Below are 25,957 nucleotides of genomic sequence, written 5' to 3'. Positions count from 1 at the left end.
CTGAATGGACGTCAAGGCACACCGCTTGGAGGGCCGCGTCGCGGTCGTCACCGGGGGCGCCAGCGGAATCGGCCTGGCATCAGTGCGACGGCTGGCGGCCGAGGGCGCCAAGGTGGTCGTCGGCGACGTCGACCCTGCCGCCGGCAAGGCGACCGCGGACGAAGTCGGCGGCTTGTTCGTGCAGACCGACGTGACCAGTGACGCTGATGTCGAGAACCTGTTCAAGCAGGCCTTCGACACCTACGGCAGCGTCGACATCGCGTTCAACAACGCCGGCATCTCGCCGCCCGAGGACGGCTCGATCCTGGAGACCGGCCTGGAGGCCTGGCGCAAGGTGCAGGAGGTCAACCTGACCTCGGTGTACCTGTGCTGCAAGCACGTCATCCCCTACATGCAGCGCCAGGGCAAGGGCTCCATCATCAACACCGCCTCGTTCGTCGCGGTGATGGGCGCCGCCACCTCGCAGATCTCGTACTCCGCGTCGAAGGGCGGCGTGCTCGCGATGAGCCGCGAACTGGGCGTCGAGTTCGCGCGGCAGGGCATCCGGGTCAACGCGCTGTGCCCCGGCCCGGTCAACACGCCGCTGCTGAAGGAGCTGTTCGCCAAGGACGAGGAGCGGGCCAACCGCCGCCTGGTGCACGTACCGATGGGCCGGTTCGGCGAGCCGGAGGAGATCGCGGCCGCGGTCGCCTTCCTGGCCAGCGACGACTCGTCCTTCATCACCGCCAACACGTTCCTCGTCGACGGAGGCATCTCAGGCGCGTACGTCACCCCCCTCTGAATTCCTTACGTCCGAAGAAGTGTCTGGCACGTACCCCACTTCTTCGGACGTAAGGAACTAGGGTGGCGGCAGCTACGGGGAGAGTGGGTGGCAGGGTGGCAGGCGCGGACGAGGCGGTGTTCCGGCCGGTACGGGCCGGGAACCCGTTCGAGGAGACCGTCGAACGGTTGCTGCAGGCAATCAAACTCGGGGTGGTCGGGCCGGGGGAGCGGCTGCCCGCCGAGCGCGACCTGGCGGCCCGGCTGAACGTCAGCCGGGAGACCCTGCGGGAGGCGATCAAGGCGCTCACCGACTCCGGCTACGTCGAGTCCCGCCGCGGCCGGTACGGCGGGACCTTCGTCAACGAGCGCCTGCCCAAGGCACGGCGCGTCAGTGCGAAGCCGTTCACCCGTGAGCAGGGCGCCGACGTCGACGACGCCCTGGTACTCCGCTCCGCCCTGGAGACCGGAGCAGCCGAAGCGGCAGCCTCCCGCGACCTCACCGGGGCGGAGATCGACCATCTCCGCAGCTGCCTGGCGGAGACGTCGGCCGCCAAGCTGGCCGACTACCGGCGGATGGATTCGCGTCTGCACCTGGCGATCGCGGAGGTCAGCGGCTCGCCGTCGCTGACGTCGGCGACCGCCGACGTACGGATGCGGCTGAACGAGCTGCTCGACGCGATCCCCTTGCTGGCGGTCAATCTGGAGCACTCCAACCACCAGCACGAGGCGATCGTCGCGGCGATCCTGGCCGGTGATCCGGCCGCCGCCCGGCAGGCCATGCAGGAGCATCTGTCCGGCACTGCGGCACTGTTGCGCGCCTTCTTGACCTGATTTCTGAACAGCCTCACCTGATTCCTTGACAGCGGGTGTGGCGCATGTCTCAATGGTCCGCAAAGGTCTGTATGAAGACCATTGGGAGGCATTCGTGAGCAACGACCTGACCGACGACGAAAAACGCCTGCACCAGCTGGGCTACGCCCAGGAGCTGTCCAGAACGATGTCGGGGTTCTCGAACTTCGCCGTCTCGTTCACGATCATCTCGATCCTGTCCGGCTGCCTGACCCTGTACGGCTTCGGGATGAACACCGGCGGCCCGGTGATGATCGTCTGGGGCTGGCCGATCGTCGGCCTGATGACCTTGCTGGTCGGGCTGGCGATGGCCGAGGTCTGCTCGAGCTTCCCGACCGCTGGCGGCCTGTACTACTGGTCGGCCAAGCTCGCGCCGTCCAACGGGGCCGCCTGGTCCTGGTTCACCGGCTGGTTCAACTTCCTCGGCCAGGTCGCCGTCACCGCCGGCATCGACTTCGGCGCCGCGTTCTTCCTGAACGCGTTGCTGGACCTGCAGTTCGGCTTCAGTGCGACGCCGGGGCACACGATCCTGCTGTTCGGCTGCATCCTGCTCGTGCACGCGCTGCTGAACTCGGTCGGCGTGAAGCTGGTCGCCCGGCTCAACGACATCAGCGTCTGGTGGCACATCGTCGGCGTCGTCTTCATCGTCGCGGTGCTCGCCTTCGTACCCGACCACCACCAGTCGGCCGGCTTCGTCTTCGGCCACTTCGTCAACAACACCGGCTGGAGCTCGACCTTCTACGTCGCGCTGCTCGGCCTGCTGCTCGCGCAGTACACCTTCACCGGGTACGACGCGTCCGCGCACATGACCGAGGAGACGCACGACGCCGCCCGGTCGGGTCCGCGCGGCATCGTGATGTCGATCCTGGTCTCGCTGGCGGCCGGCTGGGTGCTGCTGATCGGCCTGACGTTCGCGATCCAGAGCTACGACGGTGCGCTCGGCAGCGACACCGGCGTACCGCCCGCGCAGATCTTCATCGACGCGGTCGGCGCCTCGCTGGGCAAGATCCTGCTGCTCGTCGTGGTCGGCGCCCAGCTGTTCTGCGGGATGTCGTCGATGACGGCCAACTCGCGGATGATCTACGCCTTCTCCCGCGACGGCGCGCTGCCGGCCTCGAAGTTCTGGCACAAGATCAACCCGAAGACCCGGACGCCGACCAACGCGATCTGGCTGGCCGGCGGCGGCGCCTTCCTGCTCGGCCTGCCGTACCTGTGGAACGCGACGGCGTACGCCGCGGTGACCTCGATCGCGGTCATCGGGCTCTACATCGCCTACGTGATGCCGACCTTCCTGCGGCTGCTCAAGGGCGACAAGTTCGAGCCGGGCCCGTGGCACCTGGGCCGCTGGAGCCGGCCGATCGGCATCATCGCGGTGGCCTGGGTCGTCTTCATCACCATCCTGTTCATGCTCCCGACCGTCAGCCCGGTCGCCAAGAGCACCTTCAACTACACCCCGATCGCCGTCCTGGTCGTCCTCGGCTTCGCCGGCATCTGGTGGCTGGTCTCGGCCCGCAAGTGGTTCACCGGCCCCAAGGTCCAGGGCACCGCCGAGGAACTGGCCGCCATCGAACGCGACCTCGAATCCATCTGACCCCACAAGCCCACCTCTGGTGGGCTCCAACACCCACCGGCGACCTTGAACAAGATATTTCGTGTTCAAGGTCGCCGCTCGGTGTTCAAGCCCACTACTGGCGGGTCTGCCCGCTAGTGGCGGGTCTGCCTGCTACTGGGGGGCTTGGACAGGAAGCGGCGTGTCGGGGGTGACGGAGTCGTGTCGGGGCACTGCTGTGCCAGGGGGTGATTTCGGCTAATTTTGAGCGCCGCGCCGGGGAATTGCGCACTTTTGTGCGGGTTACTCGTTTAAACAGTGAGGTAACGAGCTGATGGCCGGGCGATCTCCATATGTGACACTCGCCGTGGCCATTGGCACTCGACTGTGATGTCGGCGAATGTAATCCTTCGGGGAGAATGTGGATCGATGACTGACGACGAGCTGGTCGGGCGCGCCGGACTGGTCGAGCGTGCGAAGAAGCAGCTCGAGACCAGTGGCAGCGTGCTGCTCTACGGCCCGACCGGGATCGGCAAGTCCGCCACCGGCCGGGCGCTGGTCGCTGAACGGGCCCGGGCCGGCTGTCGCGTACTGAGCGCCGCCCCCTCCCAGAGCGAGGCCGGCCTGCCGTACGTCACCCTCCTCGACCTGTTGTCCAACCAGCTCGAGCTCGCCTGGCAGGTGCTGCCCGACCACCTCCGCCAGCCGCTGGAGGTGGCACTGCTCAAGTCGAGTGCCCCCGACACGGTCCGCGACGAGCTGGCCGTGCGCCTCGCAGTGCTGCACGTACTGCGTCGCCTGGCGGCCTCTGGACCGGTCCTGCTGGTTGTCGACGACATCCAATGGGTCGACCCGTCCAGTCTCGAAGTACTGACCTTCTGCGCCCGGCGCCTGACCGAGGGCGTCCACATGCTCGCCACTGAGCAGGTGGCCGACGGCGACCTCCCGGTGATGGCCGAGGCCTGCCCTGAGCCCGTGCTGCAGCTGGAAGTCCCACCGCTCGCCGAGCCCGACGTACTCGCCCTGCTCCGCAACAGGCTCTCCAGCCCGCTACCTGTCCGTACTGCGCGCCGCATCTTCACCGCGAGCGCAGGCAACCCGTTCATGGCACTGGAGCTGGGCCGGGCCATCCTCCGCCACCCGCAAGGCGTCTCGCCCAACGACCCGCTGCCAGTGTCGAGTCGGCTGAAGACGCTGCTGGGGGACCGGCTCGCCGACCTCACTCCGGCGACGTACGAGCTGCTGTTGCACGCAGCCTCCTCGCCGCGCCCGACGACCAGCCAGCTGGCCCAGTCCCTCAACCGCCCGGTCGATGTCGGCCTGGCCGAGGCAGAAGCGCTCGGCTTGATCGATGTCTCGTCCGAGCGGCTGCGCTTCTCTCACCCCCTCCTCAGGGAGTTCGTGTACGCCGAGGCGACCTCTGCCGCCCGCAGACAAGCACACGCCCAGCTGGCCCTGGTGGTAGACGAGCCGGTCGAGAACGCGACCCACCGGGCTCTGGCGACGCAGGAGGCTGACACTGGTCTCGCGGCCACCATCGAGGCGGCTGCTGTCGTCGCGGGCGGCCGTGGAGCGCTTGGAGCTGCTGCGACGCTCTGGCGCCTCGCTGCCGAGCGCACGCCTGCTGACGAGCAAGACGACCGGGCTATGCGGCTGACCAGTGCGGCAGATGCTGCCGCGGCGGCCGGGCACCTGGTCGAGTCGGCCGAGATGGCGCGGCTCGCAGTACAGGCTGCGACTCGTCCAGAGACCAAGGTGGCGGCACTCCTGCTCCTGGCGGACGCTGCATGGCCCGAGCGGGAGCAGCGGATCGCACTGCTGGCGGAAGCCTTCGAGGCGGCAGTGGGTGACCCGCAGCTCGAGGCACGGGTGCGGATCCTGCGCAGCAACAGCGCGTACTTCGAGCGGCGGTTCGACGACGCCCAGGAGGACGCCGAGGTGGCCGAGAGGCTGGCGCGGGAGTGCGGCGATACCGAGGTCCTGATCGAGGCTTTGAGCGCGGCCAGCAACATCCGGATGGCGCGTGGTGGCGAGCAGGGCTCGTCCGATGCACTGCTGGAGCAGGCGGCTGAGCTGGCCCGTGCGCTGCCGCTGTCGATGGCTGTGGTGAACGCGCGGCAGATGGCGGCGATGCGTGAGTTGTTCGGTGGCCGGACGAGTGCGGCGATCGAGCAGATCAGCGCGCTGGTCGACGAGGTGCGGGAGGCAGGCGCGGTCCGCTGGCTGGCCTCGACGCTGATCTCCGCGACGGCCATCTACGAGCGCAGCGGCCGTGGGGCCGACGCGCTTGTCGCGGGTCACGAGTGCTACCAGCTGATGCAGGATCTGGGCGACGAGCCCGAGGTGGGTCTGGTCGTCGCCTGCCGCGCCGAGTGGGCGGGCGGAACGGCGACGATGGCGCGTGAGCTGGCCGATGCGGCACTCGAGGGCTGCAAGCTCGTCGGCAACGAGGAGTGGACCGGCCCGGCGCTCATGGGCGTCGGCATCATCGGCGTACTGATGGGTGATCCGCAGCGGGCGGTCGAGGCCTTCGATGCGATCGCGGACTCGGGTGAGGGCGCGATGCCGTACGACCCGGCCATCATCCCCTGGCACGCGGACTACGCCGAGGCACTGGTCGCTGCAGGTCGACTCGATGACGCAGCCGCTCTCATCGCCGAGATCAGGGAGCGGGCCGAGACGCTCGACCGGTCGGTCGTGTTGCTCGGGCTGGCGCGTTCCGAGGCGCTGCTGATCGCCAAGCAGGGCGACCCGGCCGCGGCGCTGGAGCTGCTGGAGAAGACGATCACGACGGCGGGGGACCACATCTACCCGCTCGACCTGGCTCGTTGCGAGCTGACCCGTGGCCGGGTGGCCCGGCAGGCTCGTCGCCGGTCGGTGGCGCGGACGGCGTTCCTGGACGCGATCGAGCAGTTCGAGGCGTACGGCGCGCCCGCCTGGCGTGAGGTGGCCGAGACGGAGTTGGCGCGTCTCGACGTACCGAGCCGGAGCCGGCAGCCGTCCGAGCTGACCGACAACGAGCTGCAGATCGTCGCGATGGTCCGGGACGGCTCCACCAACCGGGAGATCGCGGCGGCGCTCTACCTGAGCGTCAAGGCGGTCGAGTCCCAACTGACCAGGCTGTACCGCCGCTTCGGCGTCGCCAACCGCACCCAACTGCTGCGCACTGTCGACCGCAACGGACACTAGTCGGGTGAAGCTAGAACGCAAGCATGCTCTGGTCCTGATCGGTATCGCCGTCTGGAACGTCGTCACCTACGTGACGTTCATCAAGAACCTGGCCGGCACGGAAGGCCGTCCCAAGGGGTACTACATCGCGCACACCGTGCTGATCGTGGTGAACCTGGTGATCGCGGCCGTGCTCGGCAAGTGGGGCGTGCAGGCGCTCAAGAGCAAGGCGCTCACGGACGCGCGAAACGCGACGGACTGACCCCGAGCATCTTGCGGAAGTGCCGGTTCAGGTGCGACTGGTCGTAGAACCCGGCCAGTACTGCGACCTCCGCGGCTGGGCGGCCTTCGAGTAGGTAGCGCCGGGCCAGCTCGACCCGCCGCCCGGTCAGGTAGCGGTGCGGCGGCATGCCGTACTCCCGGCTGAACGCGCGGACCAGGTGGACCGGGTGCGCGTGCACCAGCTTCGACGCCTCGTCGAGGGTGATCCCTTGGAGCAGGTGCCCGTCGAGCACCTCCCTCAGCTTGGTCGCGACGGCTGCGTCCCGCCGGTCCGGTGGGTCGATGACCTGCTGGCGCAGGTGCTGTTGCAGGCGCTCCTCGATCAGGGTGAGTCGGCTCTGCGCTTCCAGGTCTTCGCGGCCGTCCACCAGCACGCCATGGAGCTGGTGGATGCGCTGCCGGAGTACAGGATCGACGTACTCCGGGGTGTCGACCGCTGCGCCGACCAGGCCGGCTCCGCCGAGGCGATCCGGGTCCAGGTGGAGCACGCGCTTGCGGAAGCCCTCCGGGTGCACGGATCGGCCGTCGTGCGGGACATTGGGCGGCAGGAGCGACACCTGCGCTTGTGCCAGCCCGTGCTCGCGGTGGTCCAGGTCGTACCGGACAGCGCCCTCGTCGACGATCAGTACGGTCCAGGCGTCGTGCGTGTGGCTCGGGTACGCGTGCGACGGGAAGTAGGCGTGCAACACCTCGACGACCCCGTCCATGGCGGGTCGCCAGGCCTTCACCTGCGCGCCACTACTCACAGCATCCAACATACGCTCGGGGTATGAAGGTCTACGTCAGCGCGGACATGGAAGGCGTCACGGGGCTGGTCGACGCGGAGGACGTCCAGCCTGGTGGGCGGGACTACGAGCGCGGCCGGGTGATGATGACCGAGGATGTGAACGCGGCCGTCCGCGGGGCCTTCGCGGGTGGGGCGTCGTCGGTGCTCGTCAACGACGCGCACGGGCCGATGCGCAATCTGCTGCCTGACCAGCTCGATCCCCGGGTCACGCTGATCAAGGGCCGGCCGAAGCCGATGGGGATGATCGAGGGGCTGACCCCGGGGTACGACGCGGTCGTCTGCGTCGGGTTCCATGCCCGGGCCGGGGTGCTGGGGGTGCTCAGCCACAGCTTCATGGGGCACGAGATCGAGGACATCTGGCTCGACGATCGGGTGGTCGGGGAGATCGGGCTGCTGCAGGCGACGGCCGCGGCGTACGGCGTACCGGTGGCTGCTCTGACCGGCGATGACAGTGCTTGCGCGGAGATGACCGAGTGGGACTCGTCGGTGACTGTCGTGCCGGTGAAGTTCGCGAAGGATCGCTTCGCTGCTCAGCTGGTGCCGGTCGCCGAGGCTCGCGCCGCAATCGAGGCCGGGGTCGAGGCCGCCGTGCGTACGCCGCGCACGACGCCGACGGTGAGCCGGAGTGCTCACCGGCTGGCCGTGCGCTGGCAGAACGCGTCGGTCGCCTCGCACCTGCCGGCCATCCCGGGCGTCACCCGCACCGACGATCGCACGGTTCTGGTCGAGGCGCCGATGCCTGACCTCTACCGCCTCTTCAACCTCTTCCTACGCGTCGCGACCGCGATCACCAGCAACCCGCCGTACTGCTGACGCAAGCAGCTCCGGGCTCTCGAGCTGGGGGAGATGCCCGGTGTTCTCCAGTACTTCGAAAGTCGCCCCCGGAATCGCCTCGGCGAACGCGCGCCCGTACTCGGGATCGACGATCCGGTCGCAATCACCCCAGATGACGTGGGTAGGCACCTTGACCCCAGCCAGCCGCCCGCGCAACGTCGGGTCGGTCATCTCGGTGGCGTAGACGGCCAGCGCCGCCCGGTTGCCCGCCAGCACCTCCCGCGCCGCCGGCGGCAGCGCCTCCGGGTCGATCTGGAACTTCTCCGGGGCGAAGTAGCTCAGCCTGGCGATCGTCGGGAAGTCCAGCGCGAAGAAGTCCGCCACCGGATGCCCGTCCACCTCGATCCCCACCGCATCGACCAGCACAACGGCCTTCAGCCGATCGGCCCGCAGCAACGCCAGCTCCGCCGCGATCCACCCACCGATCGAGTTGCCCACGACGGTCACCTCGTCGAGCTCCAGCTCATCCAGGAGCTCCGCGTAGACCGCAGCCAGCCCAGCGATGGTAGTCAGCCCGGTCGGCCGCGCCGTACCTCCGAACCCAGGATGAGTAGGCGTCACCACGTGGTGGTCCGCCGAGAGCAACTCAGCAAACCCAGCCACCGTCTGCGGCCCACCCCCACCGTGCAACAGCAGAACATTCGGACCAGTGCCCAGAGCCGTAAAGGAAGTCATATAAGGAACCTTAGATCAATATCCTTATATAAACAACCTGGTAATCTGACCTCTGTGACCCTGCAGGAGATCGGCATCGCCGTGAAGCGCCTCCAATGGCAACACCACACCGAAGCCACCAAGCTGCTGGCCCCACTGGGTGTCTCCCTCCCCCAATGGGACGTCCTCCGCCGCCTCCACGAACACCCCGAGGCATCCCTGCACGACCTCGCCCAACTGACCTTCCAGACCGACCAGTCCATGGGCTCCCTGGCCACCCGGATGATCGCCCGAGGCCTGATCACCCGAGTAGAAGGCCCCGGCCGAGCCATCCGCCACAAACCCACCCCGGAAGGCGAGCAGATCCGCCGCCAAGGCGCCGACGCCCTCGACTCGGTCCTCACCGCGTCGGTCGGCTCGCTCTCGGCCGCCGAACGCGAGACCCTGCTGAGCCTGCTGACCAAGGCTCTCGGTTAGGAACGTACAAGACCCCGGTACGCCGGCGACGGCAGATTGGGGTCTGTGGACAACGAACCGATTCGCTTCGACACCAAGCTCGCCGTCCTGCTCCGGGACGACCTCCCCACTTGGCAACGGCTGAACGTCACCGCGTTCCTGGTCAGCGGTATCGCCGCGACCGGCCCCGAGTTGGTGGGCGAGCCCTACGAGGACGCCGACGGGACCCGGTACCTCCCCATGTTCCGCCAGCCGGTGCTGGTCTTCGAGGCGGCCAAGGAGTTCATGCCGACCGCCCACCAACGGGCCCTCAGCCGCGGCCTGACCATCTCCGTCTTCACCCAGGACTTGTTTGCCACCGGCAACGACCGCGACAACCGCGCAGCCGTCAAAGCAGTCCAGCAGAGCCAGCTCGACCTGGTCGGACTGGCTCTGCACGGACCGAAGAACGCCGTCGACAAGATCCTCAAGGGCGCCCGCATGCACCCCTAGCGGGGCTCGAACTCCTTCCACGTCTTGCCGAGATCGGTGCTGGTCGCGATCGACTGCTGCGTTCCGTCCGGGCGCGAGATCGTCACGTACAGGAGGTTGTCGTCGCCGCGTAGCTCGTACGAGTCCTTGGGTGGCGCGGTGCCGAGCCGGCCGCCGCCCAGCAGGACGAGTTCGCCCTCCAGCAGCAGGACGCGGCCGCCGTTCAACGCAACCGGCCCCCTGGCCCAGGTGCGTTCCCTGGGGCCGACGGTCGTCCAGGTCGCCCCGCGATCGGTCGACACCCTCAGCAGCGAGCCCGCGCCCCCGCCCGTCGAGTAGGCGACGGCGGTGTTGCCATCAGCGCTGACGTGGATGTCGCCGGCCTGGGACTTCGGATCCATGACCGTCTTGCCCCACGTCCTGCCGCCGTCGTCGGTCCAGAAGATGTAGCTCGTTCCCTCGTACTTCCCGCCCACCAGCCACCAGCGTCCGGTGCCGTCCTGAACCGGGGACGAGAGGTATTCCGTCCCGTCGATCACGAGTCTGCGCAACGTGCCGGCGTCCGGATCGAGGATCAGCGGGACGTGGTCGTGGATCACGTCATAGGTGAGGACCTCGTTCTTGCCGAAGGTCGTCGTCGGCGCGGCCCAGTGCAGCTTCTTCTCGACCTTGCCGTCGGCGGTCAGCCGGACCAGCAGCGTCTGGGCCCAGCTCGGATCGAACTTGTCACCGGTGCCCTTGGGCCCGGACACGGCGGCCGGGTCGCCACCGATCCGGAGAGCCGAGAACCACATGTCCCGGACCGGGGTGGTCGTCCGTACGCCGTCCCGGCTCAGCACCGCCGCGTAGCGCTGCTTCTCGCCGGAGCCGTCCCAGGAAGCAACCCAGCGGGTGGGGGAGGCGAAGACGGTCTCCGACAGTTTCGCGTGCCCACCGACCAGGCTTTCGGCTGCCTTGTCGACGGCGATCGGCACGGTCTGGGTGGCCACCGGGGGCTTCTCCGTGCCGGTCACGTTGCGGAGCGGCAGCAAGGCGGCCAGTACGGCGATCGTTACTGCCGCGGCGACTCCGGTACCGGCCAGGGTCTGGTTGCGGCGACGGCGGCGGCGGCCGCGGCGCTCCAGTTGCTCGAACGGCAGCGGCTGGACGTCCTCCTGGATCTCCCAGGACAGTTCCTTGAGCTCAGACATGGTTGACCTCCTCGGCTTCGTCGGCGAACTCCTGCACCAGTGGGGCGAGGCGCGCCCGGCCGCGGGACAGCCGGGCCTTGACGGTGCCCTCGGCGACGCCGAGCTGGGCCGCGATCTCGCGGATCGGGAGGTCGGCGATGTGATGCAGGGTGATCGCTTCGCGCATCTCGTACGGGAGTTGCCGGAGCGCCTCGACCAGGGCGACCCGGTCGGCGGACATACCGGCGGTGGTCGTCGGTGGCACGACCTGTCGCGAGAGCAGCCCGTGGAAGCGGGTGGCGCGGCGGTAGCGGCTGCGTACTACGTTCAGCGCGACCGTCCGCAGCCACGCCTCCGGGTTGTCGACCTGAGCGAACCGCCGCGGCTTCTCGACCGCCCTGACGAACGCCTCCTGGACGGCGTCCTCGGCCTCACCGAGATTCCCGCAGACGGCGAACAGTTGCCCTACCAGCCGCCGATAACACCCCTCGTACAGCTCCCGTACCGTCGTCTCGTCGTCAACCATCACCACTCCCCAGTTCGGACCCCTTTGTCAGCACGACTCCCGGGGAGTGGGTTCGGTTGCATCAGACCCGGCGGAAGATCAGGGCTCGCTTCACTTCCTGGATGGCCTTGGTGACCTCGATGCCGCGCGGGCAGGCCTCGGTGCAGTTGAAGGTGGTCCGGCAGCGCCAGACGCCTTCCTTGTCGTTCAGGATCTCCAGCCGCTGCTCGGTGCCCTCGTCGCGGCTGTCGAAGATGAACCGGTGGGCGCCGACGATCGCCTGCGGGCCGAAGTACTGGCCGTCGGACCAGAACACCGGGCAGGACGTGGTGCAGGCGGCGCAGAGGATGCACTTGGTGGTGTCGTCGAAGCGCTCCCGGTCGGACTGCGACTGGATCCGCTCCCGGCTCGGCTCGTGCCCGTCGGTGACCAGGAACGGCATGATGGAGCGGTACGCGTCGAAGAACGGCTCCATGTCGACGACCAGGTCCTTGAGCACCGGCAGGCCCTTGATGGGCTCGACGGTGATCTCCTTGTCCGGGTTCAGGTCCTTGATCAGCGTCTTGCAGGCCAGCCGGTTGCGGCCGTTGATCCGCATCGCGTCCGAGCCGCAGACGCCGTGTGCGCAGGACCGCCGGAAGGTCAGCGTGCCGTCCTGCTCCCACTTGATCTTGTGCAGCGCGTCCAGCACCCGGTCGCCCGGCTGCAGGGTGACCGCATACGTCACCCACTCGGTCTCGTCGAGCACCTCGGGGTTGTACCGAAGGATCTTGACCTTGACGTCCATCAGTACTTCCGCTCCATCGGCTTGTAACGGGTCTGTACGACGGGTTTGTAGTCCAGCCGGATATTGACGTTGCCCTCGGCATCGATCGACCGGTAGGCCATCGTGTGCCGCATGAAGTTCACGTCGTCGCGCTTGTCGTAGTCCTCGCGGAAGTGCCCGCCCCGGGACTCCTTGCGGGCCAGCGCCGACACCACCAGTACTTCGGCCAGGTCGAGCAGGAAGCCCAGCTCGACGGCCTCCAGCAGGTCCGTGTTGAACCGCTTGCCCTTGTCCTGCACGGAAACGTTCGCGAACCGGACCTTCAGCGCCTCGATGTCGGTGAGCGCCTGCTTCAGTGAGCCCTCGGTCCGGTACACCTGCGCGTTGATGTCCATCGTCGCCTGCAGATCGGCCCGGATCGCGGCCACCCGCTCGGTGCCGGTCGCGTTCCGCATGCCCTCGATCAGCTCGACCACGAAGGTCTCGGGGCGGTCCGGCAGCTCTTCGTAGTCGACGGTTTCGGCGTACTCCGCGGCCGCGATCCCGGCCCGCCGGCCGAACACGTTGATGTCCAGCAGCGAGTTGGTGCCGAGCCGGTTGGCGCCGTGCACCGAGACGCAGGCGACCTCGCCCGCGGCGTACAGGCCGGGGATGACGTCGTCGTTGTTGGCCAGCGCCTCGCCCTTGATGTTGGTCGGGATGCCGCCCATCGCGTAGTGCGCGGTCGGGAACACCGGGATCTGCTCGGTGTACGGCTCGACGCCCAGGTACGTGCGGGCGAACTCGGTGATGTCCGGCAGCTTGGCGTCGATGTGCGCGGGCTCGAGGTGGGTCAGGTCGAGCATCACGTAGGCCTTGTCGGGCCCACAGCCACGGCCTTCCCGTACTTCGTTCGCCATCGCGCGGGCCACCATGTCGCGCGGCGCGAGGTCCTTCACCGTCGGCGCGTACCGCTCCATGAACCGCTCGTTGTCGCTGTTGCGCAGGATGCCGCCCTCACCACGAGCGGCCTCCGACAGCAGTACGCCGAGGCCCGCCAGGCCGGTCGGGTGGAACTGGAAGAACTCCATGTCCTCCAGCGGCAGGCCCTTGCGCCAGACGATGCCCATCCCGTCGCCGGTCAGCGTGTGCGCGTTCGACGTGGTCCGGAAGACCTTGCCGAAGCCGCCCGAGGCGAACACGATCGACTTGGCGTTGAAGATGTGCAGCTCACCGGTGGCCAGCTCGTACGCGACCACGCCGGTCGCCTTGCCGGCCACCATCAGCAGGTCCAGCACGTAGAACTCGTTGAAGAACTCCACGTTCTGCTTGATGCACTGCTGGTACAGCGTCTGCAGAATCATGTGGCCGGTCCGGTCCGCCGCGAAGCAGGACCGGCGGACGACCGCCTCGCCGTGGTTGCGGGTGTGACCGCCGAAGAAGCGCTGGTCGATCTTGCCCTCGGCCGTCCGGTTGAACGGCAGGCCCATCTTCTCCAGGTCGAGGACCGCGTCGACGGCCTCGCGGCACATCACCTCGGCGGCGTCCTGGTCGACCAGGAAGTCACCGCCCTTGACCGTGTCGAAGGTGTGCCACTCCCAGTTGTCCTCCTCGACGTTGGCCAGCGCGGCGCACATGCCGCCCTGGGCCGCGCCGGTGTGCGACCGGGTCGGGTAGAGCTTGGTGAGCACCGCGGTCCGGGTCCGCTTGCTCGACTCGAGCGCGGCGCGCATACCGGCGCCACCCGCGCCCACGATCACTACGTCGTACTGATGCCGCTGCATCTTGAACTGTCCTTACTTGCAGACCGACAGCGTGCTGTCCGGGTCTAGGCAGGGATCGAAGGTGAAGATGACCAGGGTGCCGAGCACGACGATCACGATCGCCGCGGTGATCAGCAGCGACTTGAGCCAGAACCTGGTCTGGTCCTTCTCGGCGTAGTCGTTGATGATCGTGCGCATCCCGTTGGTGCCGTGCAGCATCGCCAGCCAGAGCATCAGCAGGTCCCAGACCTGCCACAGCGGGTTGGCCCACTTGCCGGCCACGAAGCCGAAGTCGAGCGCGGTGATCCCGCCGCCGAGCATCAGGTTGGTGAACAGGTGGCCGAGCACCAGCACCACCAAGGCGATGCCGGACAGCCGCATGAACAGCCAGCTGTAGAGCTCGAAGTTGGTCTGGCCGGACCGGTTGCGGCCGCCGCCCTTGAGTGACCGGGACCGGCTGGAGGAGCGTGGGGCTGCGATCTCTGACATGGTCACTCCCCGCCGAAGACGTGGCTCAGGTGCCGGATCACGAACGGCACGAACAGCAGCACCCAGACCACGCCGACGCCGATCATCAGCTTGCGCTGGTGCCGCGGGCCCTTGGCCCAGAAGTCGATCAGGATCAGCCGGATGCCGTTGAAGGCGTGGAACAGGATCGCCCCGACCAGCCCGACCTCCATCAGGCCGACGATCGGGTTCTTGTAGGTGCCGATGACCTCGTTGTACGCCTCCGGGGAGACCCGGACCAGCGCGGTGTCCAGCACGTGCACGAGGAGGAAGAAGAAGATCCCGACGCCGGTGATCCGGTGCGCCACCCACGACCACATGCCCTCGTGGCCGCGGTACAGGGTGCCGACTGGCTTGCTGGGCAAACCGATCCTCCGATCGGACGACAGACCAGAGCCGGTAGGCGCGGCGACTCCGGGGCGTCAGTTCAGCGAAAGGGGCCGCGATCGGCTCGACCCGGCAGGGAACCAGGCCGTTCTTGATGTTATCCCCGCCCCACCCCACCACAGCGCCGCCCACGTGTGACATCGCTCTCGACCGCCTCCTCAGGACAGGAACGCCTCGATCAGCCCCGCGACCTGGTCCGGATGCTCCTCGGCCGGATAGTGGCCGCAACGGTCGACGACCACCCCTGAGACGTCGGAGGCGATCTGCCGCACGGAAGCCTCGACCGCGGTCGCCATGCCCTCGTCCCCACCGATCGCGAGCACGGGCAACTCCAGCGGCTGAAGGGCCGTCCGGCGGTTGAGTTCGGCGTCCTCGGAGCCTGATCGGTAGTAGGACAGTCCGACCCGCAGAGCGCCGGGGGTGAGGTAGGTCCGCTCGTACTCCTCGATCACGGACCGCGAGAACGGTCTGCCACTCCCGGTGAGGCTCCAGAAGAGGCCCAGATGCTCACGTTCCTTACCCGTGATCAGCAACTCCGGTACGTCGGGAACGGCGTGGAACGCGTTATGCCAGCGCGGGTACCGCAGGCTGACCAGATCGGGGTCGACTGGGCACCCCGCCAGCAGTTCCTCCTCGATCACCAGTCGACTCACCTTGTCCCGATGGGCGGCAGCCAGTGCGCAGGCGACGGAGCCGCCGAAGTCATGGCCGATCAGCGCGAACCGCCCGATAGTCAGCTGGTCGGTGAGTTCGGCGATGTCCGCGGCGAGCGCTTCCTTGCCGTAGGCCCCGAGTGGACGGTCGGAGTCACCCAGTCCGCGCAGGTCTGGGGCGATCACGGTGTGCTTGCGGGCAAGCACTGGAATGAGGTGGCGCCAGTGGTACCAGGTCACCGGCCAGCCGTGCAGGAGTACGACGGGATCGCCGTCGCCGGCGATGACGGTGTGCAACGTAGTACTGGAGACTGTCACTCGCAGATGCTGGATCATGAGGTGGCGCCTTCCCGTTGGCGGGCCCGATGGGCGGCGACCTTGGCTCGGTTGCCGCACTCCTTCATCGAGCACCAGCGCCGGGTCCGGCCTTGAGAGTGGTCGAGGTAGAGCATCCCGCAATCGCCCGCCTCGCAGGCCCGCAGGTACTGTGCGCGGTCGCCGGTCAGCACGTCGATCGCGTCGCGCGCGATGACTCCGAGGGCCATCGCGACATCGTCGGTGGCAGCCCGCTGCGGAGCGAGTGACCCGTCCTCGCGCAGCTGAGGTGGCGGTCGACGCTTTCGCGCCCACCCGTTGAGCACGCGGCAGTCAGCCGCCGTGGCGGGCTGACCGGTGATCCGGCTGAGCATCAGCCGGTACGTCGCCTCGCGCAGCTCTTGGGCTTGCCGGAGCTCGGTGCCAACGACCTGCCGCCGCTCGGAGCTGGCGGCGACAGGGCCGGCCTCGAGCAGCTCTGCCTCCGTCAGCCAGTCGGTCAGGCGGGTCGTGCTCGTGAGGCGCTCGAGCCCGCCCGCGAGCCGGCGGCCGACGGTCGCCACGAGATCCGTGGACAGGCTGCCGGTCTGGAACCGGAACTCCAGCGCGTTCATCTCCGCAATGTAACCGGCTGAGCAGGTTACAGGCAAGAGGAGCGATTGACCTCAAGCGTGGTTGAAGCTCGACGATCCAGTGGACCGCGCTCCGGGAGGCGGATTGGCCCGTGCCGGCGAACCTTTTCGGGCCTAGCGTGGGCATCGGTGACAACAGGAGAGGGGACGACAGTGAGTTTCTGGATCTGTGAGACCTGTGCGGTGGAGCATTCCGAGCAGGTCGAGGTGTGTGCCATCTGCGCGGACGAGCGGCAGTGGGTGCCTGCTGATGGGCAGCACTGGACGACGCTCGAGGCGCTGTCCGCGGCGGGGTACAAGGTGGAGGTCAAGGAGGTTGAGCCCGGGTTGCACGGGGTGACCTCGACGCCCAGTGCGGGGATCGGGCAGCAGTCGATGGTTGTGCAGACCGCTGAGGGCAACCTGCTGTGGGACCCGATCGGGTACCTGGATGACGAGGCGGTCGAGCAGGTGCGGGCGCTGGGCGAGGTCAAGGCGATCATCGCGAGTCACCCGCACATGTACGGCGTACAGGTCGAGTGGAGCAAGCGGCTCGGCGGCGTACCGGTGTATGTGTCCGAGGCCGACAAGCAGTGGGTGGCGCGCGACGACGAGGCGATCAAGCTCTGGTCCGGCACCCTGGACCTGTTGCCGGGCGTCACGCTGATCCAGCCGGGCGGGCACTTCCCGGGCAGCGCGGTCGTGCACTGGGCGGAAGGGGCCGAGGGCAAGGGAGTGATCCTGGCCGGCGACACCATCTTCGCCAACCCGGACCGTACGTCGGTGAGCTTCATGCGCAGCTACCCGAACCGCATCCCGCTCTCGGGCGCCGTCGTCGACCGGGTCGCCAAGGCCCTCGACGTCTTCGAGTACGACCGGCTGTACGGCAACTTCGGGGCATCCATCCCTGTCGACGCCCGCGCGGTCGTCCGCTTCTCCGCGGACCGGCACGCAGCCTGGGCCCGCGGCCACTACGACCACCTGACCTGAGTGCTGACCGGAGGCTCCGCCGTACGACGGGGCCTCCGGCGCCTGGTCAGGTGCGGCCCACCGCGAGACCGTCGATCTGGACGAGCTTGCCCGTCGAGCGGGTACTGAAGGTCAGCGTGCCGCTGAAGAGCGTGGTCTGCACGGGCAGTCCGAGCAGCACCTGCCGCTGTGTGGTCGGAGAGGCCAGATTGAGCGTGGTCAGGTACTTGCTGCCCGCGTAGACCGCGACCGACCCACAGGTCGGGCATCGGGTCGCGACCAGGAAGAACCGCTTGCCCTGCACGCTCCGGGTGAGAGCCTTCCCGTACGCCGAGGTCTGCGTCGTCGTGCCGAGGTAGAACGCCGACCCCGAGGCCCGCGTCCAGCCAGTCGTTGCCAAGGTCAACAACCGGTCGTCCATCGGCCGTGAGAAACACCGTTCCGCACTCCACTGGCCGACGTTCCCGAGCTTGTCCTTCGCCCGGACGGAGACGCAGTACTCGTAGCCCGCCGCCATCGCGAGGTTCATCGAGGTCGCGGTCGTGTTCGTCCACGGCTGCACATACGCGCTGTATGCCCCGGCGTACGACGCCCGGCGGTACCGCACGTCGTACGTCGCGACCCCGTTGGCATCCGTGGCCGTCACCTTCACCGCGGCCGTCGTGGCCGTCGACCCCTGGTACGCCGGCGCCAGCGTCCGCGCCACCGGACCAGTGGCGTCGACGGTGAACGTCCGGAACGCCTTGGTCACCCGGCCGTCGGGTTCTGTGGCAGTGATCGTCAGGGTCTGCTCTCCCGAGCGCAGGTTCGTCGCCACATACGGCGAGGTGCACGCGGCCGGCGTACTTCCGTCCACAGCACAGGTGAACGTCGTCCCCGGCAACAAGGCCGAAGCGTCGAAGCCGATGGAGACCTGAGGGCCGAGGACACCTGCTGTCGGCGCGATCGTCAGTCCGAGCCGCTGCCAGGCGATATCCAGCCGATGGCCCGCGGGGCCGCCGGGCAGCTTGGTCGGAGTCTGCTCCAGCCGCCCGGGGTTGAGCCTGTGGACCTGGTCGTCGACACCGAGTGCGAGCAACTGCTCGCCGTCCGGGTCCCAGCTGAGCGAGCGGATCGGCGCAGGTAGCGGCGGGCTCGTCAGTACCGACGCCGAGGTGAAGTCGATGAGCCTCACGGTGCTGCCGGAGCCGAAGGCAACCAACCTGCCATCGGGTGAGACCCGGACCGGCATACCGTCCGCGGCCGCCGTCGGCGCCGCCAACGTCGCCACCCGCGCGCCGCCCGCCTTCGCCTGGATCCGGGCGAACCGGTCGTCACCAGCGAGCCGCCGGTCGACGACGATCAGGGTCTGCGCGTCCGGCATCCAGCTCGGGCTGGTGACGTCGCACGCGACCTTCTCCGGCGTACCACCGGCCGCCGAGATGACGGAGACACAGGGCGTGCCGTTCTCCGGTGTCTGAAAGGCGATCCGAGTGCCGTCCGGGGACCAGGACAGATGGGTGATCGCTGCCTGGGACGTCCACAACTTCAGCGGCACGCCGATTCCGCCCGGAGCCACCCGCTGGGCCCACAAAACCTTGTCCGTGTTGCTCGTCACGAAGGCGAGCGAACGGCCGTCCGGCGCACTGGCGAGGGCCGCCTTCGGCGTGACCGAGTCGGGGCCGACCGCGAACCCGACGACAGTGCCGTCCAGGGTGGCAGCCGTCAGTTCGCGAGTCCCGGCAGGTCCCTCGGTGAGGGCGATCTGCGCTGTCGGGCGAGCCGCCTTCACCCGGGCCCCGATCGGGCCGTCGCCGATCTCGTTGACGACCGAGAGCGCGTACTCCGTCCCTGGCTTCGGCACGGTCTCGGTGACCGTGATCCACCCCGCCCAGCTCGAACCGGCGTCGACCCACTGCGTCGTCTCCTGACCGTCCAGGTAGCGGTGCAGGAAGTAGCCACGCACCGGAGTGCCTCCCGCGGACGGCCAGTCCTGCCACCGCAGCGCGAGGCCCCGATAGGTGGGTACGACGTTGATGGACTGCGGTGCCTTCGGCAGCGAGGTGCCTGTGCCGGTCATCTCGACGGTGTGCCGGTTGAGCGTGGTGGAGTCCTCGATCGTCAGCCGGGCCCAGTAGCCCGCCCGCCCTTCGTCCGGCAGGAACTTCACCGTCAGCGTGCACGAAGCGCCTGCGGGCAAGGACTGCCCACACTCGCGGGCCAGCGTCCAGTCCGGTCCTGCGCCGTTGTTGAGCGCGATGGGGCCGAACTTCACTGCCTCGGTGCCGGTGTTCTTGAGGGTGACCGTCTGGTTCACGGAGCTCCCGACCTCGACCCGGCCGGCGTCCAGCTTGTCCGGTGTGACGGACAGGGCCTGGTAGCCGATCGCGCTGTGGAAACGGAGTTCCGCGGCCACGGTCACGGCAGAGCCCGCACACGACCAGGCGGCCAGGGATGCCGCGAAGGTTTCGAGTTGCAGGTCGGGCGTGTAGCTGACCGCCTTGACCCGCAGGACAGCCTCTGTGCTGCACGTTCGATCGCCTTGGGTCAGTGCGACCTGGGGCAGGTCGTAGTTGCCCGGTCCGGCGATGAACGCCGGAAGCTTCACCTTGAGCGAGCCTGCGGAAAGGACCCGGGAACCGTCGGCCGGTGCTGAGGCCGTGACTGGTGTGGCGGTCTCGTTCTGGAGCCAGGTGACTCCTGCGCCGCGGTTCGCGTCCAGGGCGAGGGCGTCGATGTCGCCGACGGCTGGGGGTTCTTCGACTCTGGTGGCAGTGACCGAGGGGCTCGTGGCAGGAGCGGAGTCGGACTCACCGATGACGCGGTACTCCGCGGCGCTGCCGGCCGGGATGGACTCGTCGATCCAGCTGGTGGCCGAGGCCGCGAGCGTGCCACTGACGTCTTGCCAGTCGGCGGCGGCTTGCCTGCGCTCCACGCGGTAGCCCGCTGCGTCGACGTCGCTCCAGACGATGCCGACGCCCTGCCGGGTCGGGAACACCTGGGCGGTCGGGGCTGTGACGGCCTCGTCACCGAAGGCGGCATGGGCGATGAACGGCACGGTGATGGCCGCGAGAGCCGCGGCCAGGGCAGTGCGGAGCAGGACGGTCTTGCGGGCGCGACGCATCGAATCTCCAGAGCAGGCGATTCCGGCAGGCCCCCGAAGGCCGGGCAGGGAGGTCAATGACTACAGCAGGGAAGGGTCTGGCGGCAACCTCCGTTGCAGCTTCCTGCAATCCGGGCTCAGGCGGCCATTCGCTTCGAGGCCAGACGCGTGTGCAGGTTGAGCATGTGCTGGATGCAGGAATCCCAGTCGTAGAGTTCGGCTCGCCGGCGGGCCGCGGCTCTGCGGCCGGGGACCTTGGCCAGGTCCAGTACTGCGTCCGCGAGCGCTGCCGGCGTCGGGCGTCCCCAGCGGCCGCAGGTTTCGTCGACCAGCTCTCGTGCTCCACCCGTGTCGGCGGTGACTACCGGCGTACCGGCGGCCAAAGCCTCCAGTACTGCGAGCCCGAAGGTCTCACCCGGACACACCGACAACGCGATGTCGGCCTCGGCCAGGTGGCGGGCCAGCTTGACCCGGCCGTCGACGTAGCCGTGGAAGGTGATCGGCGCGCGGCCGGCGATCGCGACCAACTCGTCGAGATGCGGCCCGGAGCCATAGACATCCATCCGCAGCTTCACGCCCCGCTTGTGCAGCTCAGCTGCCGTGGCAACTGCGAGGTGCGGACTCTTCTCGCGGGACAGCCGGCCGGCGTGGACCAGCTTCAGCACTCCGTCGTCCACCGGAGTGGCGAGCGACGGGTGGAAGGTCTCGAGGTCGACACCGAGCGGGATGCGGACGAGTGGAGTGGTGACCTCGTCGAACTCGGCTGCCGCATAGCGGGACGTCACGACGACAGCGTCGTACGTCCGGCTGAGCAGCCTGTAGAGCGCTCCGACGCCGGCCGCGACCCCCAGCTGGCGGCCGGTCCGCAGCGACAGCATCGCGTCCAGACGCTCGTGGCTGAACAGCACCGAGCCGATCTCGTTTCTGCGTGCCCACCTTGCCACCGGCAACAAAGTGGACTTGTCGGAGATCTCGACCGTGGTCGGCCGGAAGCGTTCCAGCGTCTCGATCACCTTCCACGGGTCGGTGATCAACCGGTAGCCGCCGCCGACCTTGGGCGCCTTCATCCGGACGATCGTGCCGACCTCGGTCTCGATCACGGAGTCCCGTTCGCCGGGCGTGATCAGGATCCGGTCGGCGCCGGCCTCGCAGTACCCCTGGCCGAGATGCTCGATCGCGGTCCGCATCCCGCCTGACGTCGGCCCGACGAAGTTGGCCAGCTGGGCGATCCGTAGGTTCATGCGGCCCGCCGCGACCACGAAGTACGGGCTTGGGAGCCACGCGTGGCCGCCTCCTGGAGCACCTCGGCGTAGTGCTTGTTCACCAGATCGTCGACCACTGCAGGCCAAGTCCTTGTCTGTACTCGTCGTTGTCCGGCCTCGGCCATCGCCTGCCGCCGCGCGGGGTCGTCCAGCATCTGCGCGACCGCCTGCCGCAACGACCCTGGCCGGCCAGGCTCGAAGAGCAACCCGTTCACCCCCGGCCGGATCAGGTCGAGCGGTCCGCCCGCGGCCGGTCCGACCGTCGCCACGCCAGAAGCCTGCGCTTCCTGGATCGTCTGGCAGAACGTCTCGTGTTCACCCGTATGCACGAAGACATCCAGCCCGGCGAAGATCGACGCCAGGTCCGTACCGCGGCGCATCCCCAGGAACGTTGCGTCAGGCAACGTGTGTTCCAGGCTCGCGCGGTCCGGCCCGTCGCCGACGATCACCAGCCGGCAGTCGAGCCCGTCCAGCTCGGCCAGCCGCTTGACCTTCTTCTCCGCGGCCAGCCGGCCGACGTACCCCACGATCGGCTTGCCGTCCGGCGAGATCTCCCGGCGCCAGGCTTCGTCGCGGTTGGCCGGGTCGAACAGATCGAGGTTCACCCCGCGGCCCCAGGTGTGCACGCGCGGAACCCCCGCCTGCACCAGCTGAGCCACCGACGCCGACGACGGCGCCAGCGTGCGATCCGCCCGCGAGTGCACCCGGCGGATCCAGGCCGTGATGCCCCGGTCCGCCTTCGCGAACCACGGATACTGCCGGGCGAACGCGGCCAGGTCGGTCTGGAAGATCGCCACCGTCGGCAGCCCGAGCCGGCGCGCGCTGCGCAGCCCGTAGGCGCCGATGATGAAGGGCGACGCCAGGTGAACGAGGTCCGGCTTGAAGTCCGCCATCGCGCGTTCGATCGCCGGATCGGGCAGCCCGACCGGGAACTCCTTGTAGCCGGGGATCCCGAAGCTACGCGCCCGGATCACCCGGACTCCCTGGTAGGTGTCGGGCCCGGGCCCGGCGGCGATGATCAGCAGCTGGTGCCCGTGGGCCAGCAGCCGATCGGTGACGTGGCGAGCTGTGTTCGCCACACCATTGATCTGCGGCAGGAAGGACTCGGCGACCATCACTATGCGCACACTGCGAGAGTCCCGACCCCGCATGAACCCTGGGCGACACTCCCGTGACACGGCGTCGATCCCCAGCCGAAGCGTCCCCGACCAGCGAGTAACCACCAGGCAACCAGCCGGCACCACCCAGCAACCAGCACCCAAACGCCAGGGGCCGGCCCCCGGCGACCAGCAACCCTAGCGACCCGTTCAAGCCCGAGTGCGAGACCTAGGTCACGCACCGTGCTGGATGTCACCAGCACGGTGTGTACCAGTGGCTGGGTGGTTCGGCCTACGGTTGAGGGATGAGTCATCAGACCGAGTCGGGATGGGACTTCGAGGCGGTCTACGGGCCGGAGAAGCTCGAAGGGTTCGACGCTGCGGAGAAGCTGGGCGCGCCAGGGGAGTATCCGTTCACCCGGGGCGTCTACCCGACCATGTACACGCAGCGGCCGTGGACCATGCGGCAGTACGCCGGGTTCGGGACCGCCGCCGAGTCGAACCAGCGGTACCACCAGCTGATCGACGCCGGCACGATGGGACTGTCCGTCGCCTTCGACCTGCCGACCCAGATGGGCTACGACTCCGACGCTGAGATCGCGCACGGCGAGGTCGGCAAGGTGGGGGTGGCGATCGACTCGATCGACGACATGCGGGTGCTGTTCGACCGGATCCCGCTGGACCAGGTCTCCACCTCGATGACGATCAACGCGCCCGGCTCGGTGCTCTTGCTGCTCTATCAGCTCGTCGCGGAGGAGCAGGGCGTCTCCGGTGACAAGCTCACCGGCACGATCCAGAACGACGTGCTGAAGGAGTACATCGCCCGCGGCACCTACATCTACCCGCCGAAGGAGTCGCTGCGGCTGATCAGCGACATCTTCGCGTACTGCCAGACCGAGCTGCCGCGCTGGAACACGATCTCGATCTCCGGCTACCACATGGCCGAGGCCGGCGCGACGCCCGCGCAGGAGATCGCCTTCACGCTGGCCGACGGCATCGAGTACGTCCGGACCGCCGTTGCCGCGGGCCTCGACGTCGACACCTTCGCTCCTCGGTTGAGCTTCTTCTTCGTCTCGCGCACGACGCTGCTGGAGGAGGTCGCCAAGTTCCGGGCGGCCCGCCGGATCTGGGCGCAGGTGATGCGGGACGAGTTCGGCGCCAAGAACCCCAAGTCGCTGATGCTGCGCTTCCACACCCAGACGGCCGGCGTCCAGCTGACCGCGCAGCAGCCCGAGGTCAACCTGGTCCGGGTCGCCATCCAGGGCCTCGCGGCCGTGCTCGGCGGCACCCAGTCGCTGCACACCAACTCCTACGACGAAGCGATCGCGCTGCCGACCGAGAAGGCTGCCCGGCTCGCCCTGCGCACGCAGCAGGTGCTCGCGTACGAGACCGACATCACCGCGACGGTCGATCCGTTCGCCGGTTCGTACGTCGTGGAGTCGCTGACCGACGAGGTCGAGGCGGCGGCGCGCGAGCTGATGGACCAGGTCGAGGAGTTCGGTGGCGCGGTCGCGGCGATCGAGAAGGGGTTCCAGAAGCAGGAGATCGAGCGGTCGGCGTACCGGATCGCCCAGGAGATCGACAGCGCTGAGCGGGTCGTGGTCGGCCTGAACAAGTACCGCGTCGCTGAAGAAGAGCCCTACGAGCCGCTCCGGGTGAACCCGCTGATCGAGGCGCAGCAGGTCGAGCGCCTCGCCCGGCTCCGGGCCGAACGCGATCAGGCGGCCGTCGACAAGGCGCTCAGCGATCTCCAGAACGCTGCCCGGGGCAACGACAACTGCCTCTACCCGATGAAGGAAGCCCTCAAGGCCCGCGCCACCGTAGGCGAGGTCAGCAACGCCCTCCGCGCCGTCTGGGGCGTCTACGTCCCCGCCGACACCTTCTAGTCCAGCAGAGCGGCAGCGGTCAGTACGCCGGTGCCGAGCGCGATGGCTTCCTCCGAAGGGTTGAAGCCCGGCGTATGCAGGTCGGCGGCCGTCTCGACGCCGACCGGGCGGACGCCGAGGCGGGCCATCGCGCCGGGCACGTGCTCGAGGTACCAGGCGTAGTCCTCGCCGCCCAGGCTCTGGTCGGTCGGGGCGATCGCGCCCGGCCCGATCGTCTGCTCGACGGCCGCGCGGAACACGTCGATCGCGCCGGCGTCGTTCATCACCGGCGGCACGCCGTGCGTGACCTCGGTGTCCACCTCCACCCCGAACGGCGCGGCCAGCTGCTCCGCGAGCGTCGGGATCAACTCGGCAGCGAGCCGCCAGGCGTTGACGTCGAGGCAGCGCAGTGTGCCCTCCACCTCGCCACGAGCCGGGATCGCGTTGGCCGCCGACCCCGACGTGATCCGCCCGAACACCAGCGACATTCCAGCGCGAGGATCGACCCGCCGCGAGAGCGCAGCCGGCAACTCGGTCACCAGCGTGGACAGCGCATACACCAGGTCCGCGGTCAGATGCGGCCTCGACGTGTGCCCACCCGGCCCGGTCAACCGCACCAGAATCCGGTCCGCGGCAGCCGTCAAAGCACCCGTACGCAGGCCGATCTGCCCGACGTCGAGCCGCGGATCGCAATGCAGGCCGTAGATCCGCCGTACGCCGTCCAGCCCGCCCGCCGCGATCACCCCGAGCGCACCGCCCGGCATGACCTCCTCAGCGGGCTGGAAGATCAGGCGAACCCGCCGATCGAGCACCCCGTCGCGCGCCATCCCGGCAAGCACCAGGGCAGCCCCGAGCAGGGCGGCCGTGTGGACGTCGTGCCCACATGCGTGCGCCGCTCCATCGATCGTCGACCGCCACGGAGCGTCGACCGCGTCCGGCACCGGCAACGCGTCGATGTCGGCCCGCAGCGCGGTACACGTGTCGCCCGAGCCGATGTCGCAGATCAGCCCGGTGCCGGTCGGCAGCACGCGAGGCGAGAGGCCGGCCTCGGTCAGCCGCCGCGCGAGCAGTTCCGTCGTACGGACTTCGTGCCAGCCGAGTTCGGGGTGGGCGTGCAGGTCACGGCGTACCGCGACTGCCTCATCCCGCACCTCGTCGACGCGTGCTTTCACGTCCGCGAGACGCAGGCTGTGCGAAGTCGTCATCCCACAATCC

The 25,957-nt window shown here is 68.6% G+C and carries 24 protein-coding genes; 10 read left to right on the top strand and 14 right to left on the bottom strand.

The features are described 5' to 3' along the window. Window positions 1-4 precede the first annotated feature (4 nt). The 5 genes from ABD768_RS33790 to ABD768_RS33770 all read left to right on the top strand — a co-directional run bounded on the left by ABD768_RS33790 (window position 5) and on the right by ABD768_RS33770 (window position 6,590). A complete protein-coding gene (locus ABD768_RS33790; protein ID WP_343969027.1) occupies window positions 5-781 on the top strand; it encodes a 3-oxoacyl-ACP reductase in 777 nt (258 codons plus the stop codon). A gap of 95 nt (window positions 782-876) precedes the next feature. Then, a complete protein-coding gene (locus ABD768_RS33785; RefSeq protein ID WP_344847636.1) occupies window positions 877-1,593 on the top strand; it encodes a FadR/GntR family transcriptional regulator in 717 nt (238 codons plus the stop codon). Window positions 1,594-1,687: 94 nt separating this feature from the next. Next, window positions 1,688-3,202: an amino acid permease gene (locus ABD768_RS33780; RefSeq protein ID WP_344847634.1), complete on the top strand. Its 1,515-nt coding sequence runs from the start codon at window positions 1,688-1,690 to the stop codon at window positions 3,200-3,202. Between the two features lie 387 nt (window positions 3,203-3,589). Beyond that, the gene (locus tag ABD768_RS33775; RefSeq protein WP_344847632.1) at window positions 3,590-6,349 is read left to right on the top strand and encodes a helix-turn-helix transcriptional regulator; all 2,760 of its coding nucleotides are present in this window, start codon (window positions 3,590-3,592) and stop codon (window positions 6,347-6,349) included. Between the two features lie 4 nt (window positions 6,350-6,353). Next, entirely contained in the window at window positions 6,354-6,590 is a 237-nt protein-coding gene (locus ABD768_RS33770) for an SCO4848 family membrane protein (RefSeq protein ID WP_343969023.1), read from the top strand. Here the strand turns inward: ABD768_RS33770 and ABD768_RS33765 are convergent. Further along, window positions 6,562-7,356, bottom strand: coding sequence for a helix-turn-helix domain-containing protein (locus ABD768_RS33765; RefSeq protein ID WP_344847630.1), 795 nt, complete (start codon window positions 7,354-7,356; stop codon window positions 6,562-6,564). The two genes, ABD768_RS33770 and ABD768_RS33765, sit on opposite strands and share 29 nt — an antisense overlap. A 23-nt stretch (window positions 7,357-7,379) precedes the next feature. Between ABD768_RS33765 and ABD768_RS33760 the strand changes: the two genes are divergently transcribed. Next, window positions 7,380-8,210, top strand: a complete 831-nt coding sequence (locus tag ABD768_RS33760; protein ID WP_344847628.1) for a M55 family metallopeptidase — start codon at window positions 7,380-7,382, stop codon at window positions 8,208-8,210. Here ABD768_RS33760 and ABD768_RS33755 read toward each other — a convergent pair. Continuing rightward, window positions 8,166-8,906, bottom strand: a complete 741-nt coding sequence (locus ABD768_RS33755; protein ID WP_344847626.1) for an alpha/beta fold hydrolase — start codon at window positions 8,904-8,906, stop codon at window positions 8,166-8,168. The two genes, ABD768_RS33760 and ABD768_RS33755, sit on opposite strands and share 45 nt — an antisense overlap. A 54-nt stretch (window positions 8,907-8,960) precedes the next feature. Between ABD768_RS33755 and ABD768_RS33750 the strand changes: the two genes are divergently transcribed. Then, window positions 8,961-9,362, top strand: a complete 402-nt coding sequence (locus ABD768_RS33750) for a MarR family winged helix-turn-helix transcriptional regulator (RefSeq protein WP_343969019.1) — start codon at window positions 8,961-8,963, stop codon at window positions 9,360-9,362. Between the two features lie 45 nt (window positions 9,363-9,407). Then, window positions 9,408-9,833, top strand: coding sequence for a DUF2000 family protein (locus tag ABD768_RS33745; RefSeq protein WP_344847624.1), 426 nt, complete (start codon window positions 9,408-9,410; stop codon window positions 9,831-9,833). Here the strand turns inward: ABD768_RS33745 and ABD768_RS33740 are convergent. From ABD768_RS33740 to ABD768_RS33705, 8 genes are all read right to left on the bottom strand, one after another. Then, window positions 9,830-11,002 (bottom strand): beta propeller repeat protein, encoded by a 1,173-nt coding sequence (locus ABD768_RS33740; protein WP_344847622.1) that lies wholly within the window; start codon window positions 11,000-11,002, stop codon window positions 9,830-9,832. The genes ABD768_RS33745 and ABD768_RS33740 overlap by 4 nt on opposite strands. Beyond that, window positions 10,995-11,507 carry an RNA polymerase sigma factor gene (locus ABD768_RS33735; protein WP_343969013.1) on the bottom strand — a complete coding sequence of 171 codons (513 nt, stop codon included), beginning with the start codon at window positions 11,505-11,507 and terminating at the stop codon, window positions 10,995-10,997. Before ABD768_RS33735 ends, ABD768_RS33740 begins: the two co-directional genes overlap by 8 nt. A gap of 61 nt (window positions 11,508-11,568) precedes the next feature. Beyond that, on the bottom strand, window positions 11,569-12,273 hold the full coding sequence (locus tag ABD768_RS33730; RefSeq protein ID WP_343969012.1) for a succinate dehydrogenase iron-sulfur subunit: 705 nt from the start codon (window positions 12,271-12,273) through the stop codon (window positions 11,569-11,571). Next, the gene (gene sdhA, locus ABD768_RS33725) at window positions 12,273-14,015 is read right to left on the bottom strand and encodes a succinate dehydrogenase flavoprotein subunit (RefSeq protein ID WP_344847619.1); all 1,743 of its coding nucleotides are present in this window, start codon (window positions 14,013-14,015) and stop codon (window positions 12,273-12,275) included. Before sdhA ends, ABD768_RS33730 begins: the two co-directional genes overlap by 1 nt. A 12-nt stretch (window positions 14,016-14,027) precedes the next feature. After that, entirely contained in the window at window positions 14,028-14,483 is a 456-nt protein-coding gene (locus ABD768_RS33720) for a succinate dehydrogenase hydrophobic membrane anchor subunit (protein WP_343969008.1), read from the bottom strand. Window positions 14,484-14,485: 2 nt separating this feature from the next. Then, complete coding sequence (gene sdhC / locus ABD768_RS33715; RefSeq protein ID WP_328334359.1) at window positions 14,486-14,866, bottom strand: succinate dehydrogenase, cytochrome b556 subunit; 381 nt, start codon at window positions 14,864-14,866, stop codon at window positions 14,486-14,488. 180 nt (window positions 14,867-15,046) lie between these two features. Continuing rightward, the gene (locus ABD768_RS33710; RefSeq protein ID WP_344847617.1) at window positions 15,047-15,877 is read right to left on the bottom strand and encodes an alpha/beta fold hydrolase; all 831 of its coding nucleotides are present in this window, start codon (window positions 15,875-15,877) and stop codon (window positions 15,047-15,049) included. Continuing rightward, a complete protein-coding gene (locus tag ABD768_RS33705; protein WP_344847615.1) occupies window positions 15,874-16,470 on the bottom strand; it encodes a CGNR zinc finger domain-containing protein in 597 nt (198 codons plus the stop codon). Before ABD768_RS33705 ends, ABD768_RS33710 begins: the two co-directional genes overlap by 4 nt. A gap of 171 nt (window positions 16,471-16,641) precedes the next feature. Here ABD768_RS33705 and ABD768_RS33700 point away from each other — a divergent pair, with 171 nt between their 5' ends. After that, the gene (locus tag ABD768_RS33700) at window positions 16,642-17,457 is read left to right on the top strand and encodes an MBL fold metallo-hydrolase (protein WP_344847613.1); all 816 of its coding nucleotides are present in this window, start codon (window positions 16,642-16,644) and stop codon (window positions 17,455-17,457) included. 46 nt (window positions 17,458-17,503) lie between these two features. Here ABD768_RS33700 and ABD768_RS33695 read toward each other — a convergent pair whose 3' ends face one another. The 3 genes from ABD768_RS33695 to ABD768_RS33685 all read right to left on the bottom strand — a co-directional run bounded on the left by ABD768_RS33695 (window position 17,504) and on the right by ABD768_RS33685 (window position 22,907). Further along, window positions 17,504-20,539 (bottom strand): choice-of-anchor D domain-containing protein, encoded by a 3,036-nt coding sequence (locus ABD768_RS33695; RefSeq protein WP_344847611.1) that lies wholly within the window; start codon window positions 20,537-20,539, stop codon window positions 17,504-17,506. A gap of 116 nt (window positions 20,540-20,655) precedes the next feature. Next, window positions 20,656-21,759 carry a glycosyltransferase gene (locus ABD768_RS33690; RefSeq protein ID WP_344847609.1) on the bottom strand — a complete coding sequence of 368 codons (1,104 nt, stop codon included), beginning with the start codon at window positions 21,757-21,759 and terminating at the stop codon, window positions 20,656-20,658. Then, window positions 21,756-22,907: a glycosyltransferase family 4 protein gene (locus ABD768_RS33685; RefSeq protein WP_343969000.1), complete on the bottom strand. Its 1,152-nt coding sequence runs from the start codon at window positions 22,905-22,907 to the stop codon at window positions 21,756-21,758. Before ABD768_RS33685 ends, ABD768_RS33690 begins: the two co-directional genes overlap by 4 nt. 275 nt (window positions 22,908-23,182) lie before the next feature. Here ABD768_RS33685 and ABD768_RS33680 point away from each other — a divergent pair, with 275 nt between their 5' ends. Continuing rightward, window positions 23,183-24,763 carry an acyl-CoA mutase large subunit family protein gene (locus ABD768_RS33680; RefSeq protein ID WP_344847606.1) on the top strand — a complete coding sequence of 527 codons (1,581 nt, stop codon included), beginning with the start codon at window positions 23,183-23,185 and terminating at the stop codon, window positions 24,761-24,763. Here ABD768_RS33680 and ABD768_RS33675 read toward each other — a convergent pair. Continuing rightward, on the bottom strand, window positions 24,760-25,947 hold the full coding sequence (locus tag ABD768_RS33675; RefSeq protein WP_343968992.1) for an amidohydrolase: 1,188 nt from the start codon (window positions 25,945-25,947) through the stop codon (window positions 24,760-24,762). The genes ABD768_RS33680 and ABD768_RS33675 overlap by 4 nt on opposite strands. Window positions 25,948-25,957 lie beyond the last annotated feature (10 nt).

Origin of the sequence: Kribbella ginsengisoli (assembly GCF_039537185.1) — a bacterium.
Lineage (GTDB): Bacteria > Actinomycetota > Actinomycetes > Propionibacteriales > Kribbellaceae > Kribbella > Kribbella koreensis.
Note: the sequence above shows the minus strand (reverse complement) of the source record. Positions and strands in the feature narration are given on the sequence as shown.

Coding starts and splice junctions, on each gene's coding strand:
- ABD768_RS33790 (WP_343969027.1), top strand. CDS start 5: ATGGACGTCAAGGCACACCGCTTGGAGGGCCGCGTCGCGGTCGTCACC.
- ABD768_RS33775 (WP_344847632.1), top strand. CDS start 3,590: ATGACTGACGACGAGCTGGTCGGGCGCGCCGGACTGGTCGAGCGTGCG.
- ABD768_RS33760 (WP_344847628.1), top strand. CDS start 7,380: ATGAAGGTCTACGTCAGCGCGGACATGGAAGGCGTCACGGGGCTGGTC.
- ABD768_RS33755 (WP_344847626.1), bottom strand. CDS start 8,906: ATGACTTCCTTTACGGCTCTGGGCACTGGTCCGAATGTTCTGCTGTTG.
- ABD768_RS33740 (WP_344847622.1), bottom strand. CDS start 11,002: ATGTCTGAGCTCAAGGAACTGTCCTGGGAGATCCAGGAGGACGTCCAG.
- ABD768_RS33735 (WP_343969013.1), bottom strand. CDS start 11,507: ATGGTTGACGACGAGACGACGGTACGGGAGCTGTACGAGGGGTGTTAT.
- ABD768_RS33730 (WP_343969012.1), bottom strand. CDS start 12,273: ATGGACGTCAAGGTCAAGATCCTTCGGTACAACCCCGAGGTGCTCGAC.
- sdhA (WP_344847619.1), bottom strand. CDS start 14,015: ATGCAGCGGCATCAGTACGACGTAGTGATCGTGGGCGCGGGTGGCGCC.
- ABD768_RS33720 (WP_343969008.1), bottom strand. CDS start 14,483: ATGTCAGAGATCGCAGCCCCACGCTCCTCCAGCCGGTCCCGGTCACTC.
- ABD768_RS33710 (WP_344847617.1), bottom strand. CDS start 15,877: ATGATCCAGCATCTGCGAGTGACAGTCTCCAGTACTACGTTGCACACC.
- ABD768_RS33705 (WP_344847615.1), bottom strand. CDS start 16,470: ATGAACGCGCTGGAGTTCCGGTTCCAGACCGGCAGCCTGTCCACGGAT.
- ABD768_RS33695 (WP_344847611.1), bottom strand. CDS start 20,539: ATGCGTCGCGCCCGCAAGACCGTCCTGCTCCGCACTGCCCTGGCCGCG.
- ABD768_RS33690 (WP_344847609.1), bottom strand. CDS start 21,759: ATGAACCTACGGATCGCCCAGCTGGCCAACTTCGTCGGGCCGACGTCA.
- ABD768_RS33680 (WP_344847606.1), top strand. CDS start 23,183: ATGAGTCATCAGACCGAGTCGGGATGGGACTTCGAGGCGGTCTACGGG.
- ABD768_RS33675 (WP_343968992.1), bottom strand. CDS start 25,947: ATGACGACTTCGCACAGCCTGCGTCTCGCGGACGTGAAAGCACGCGTC.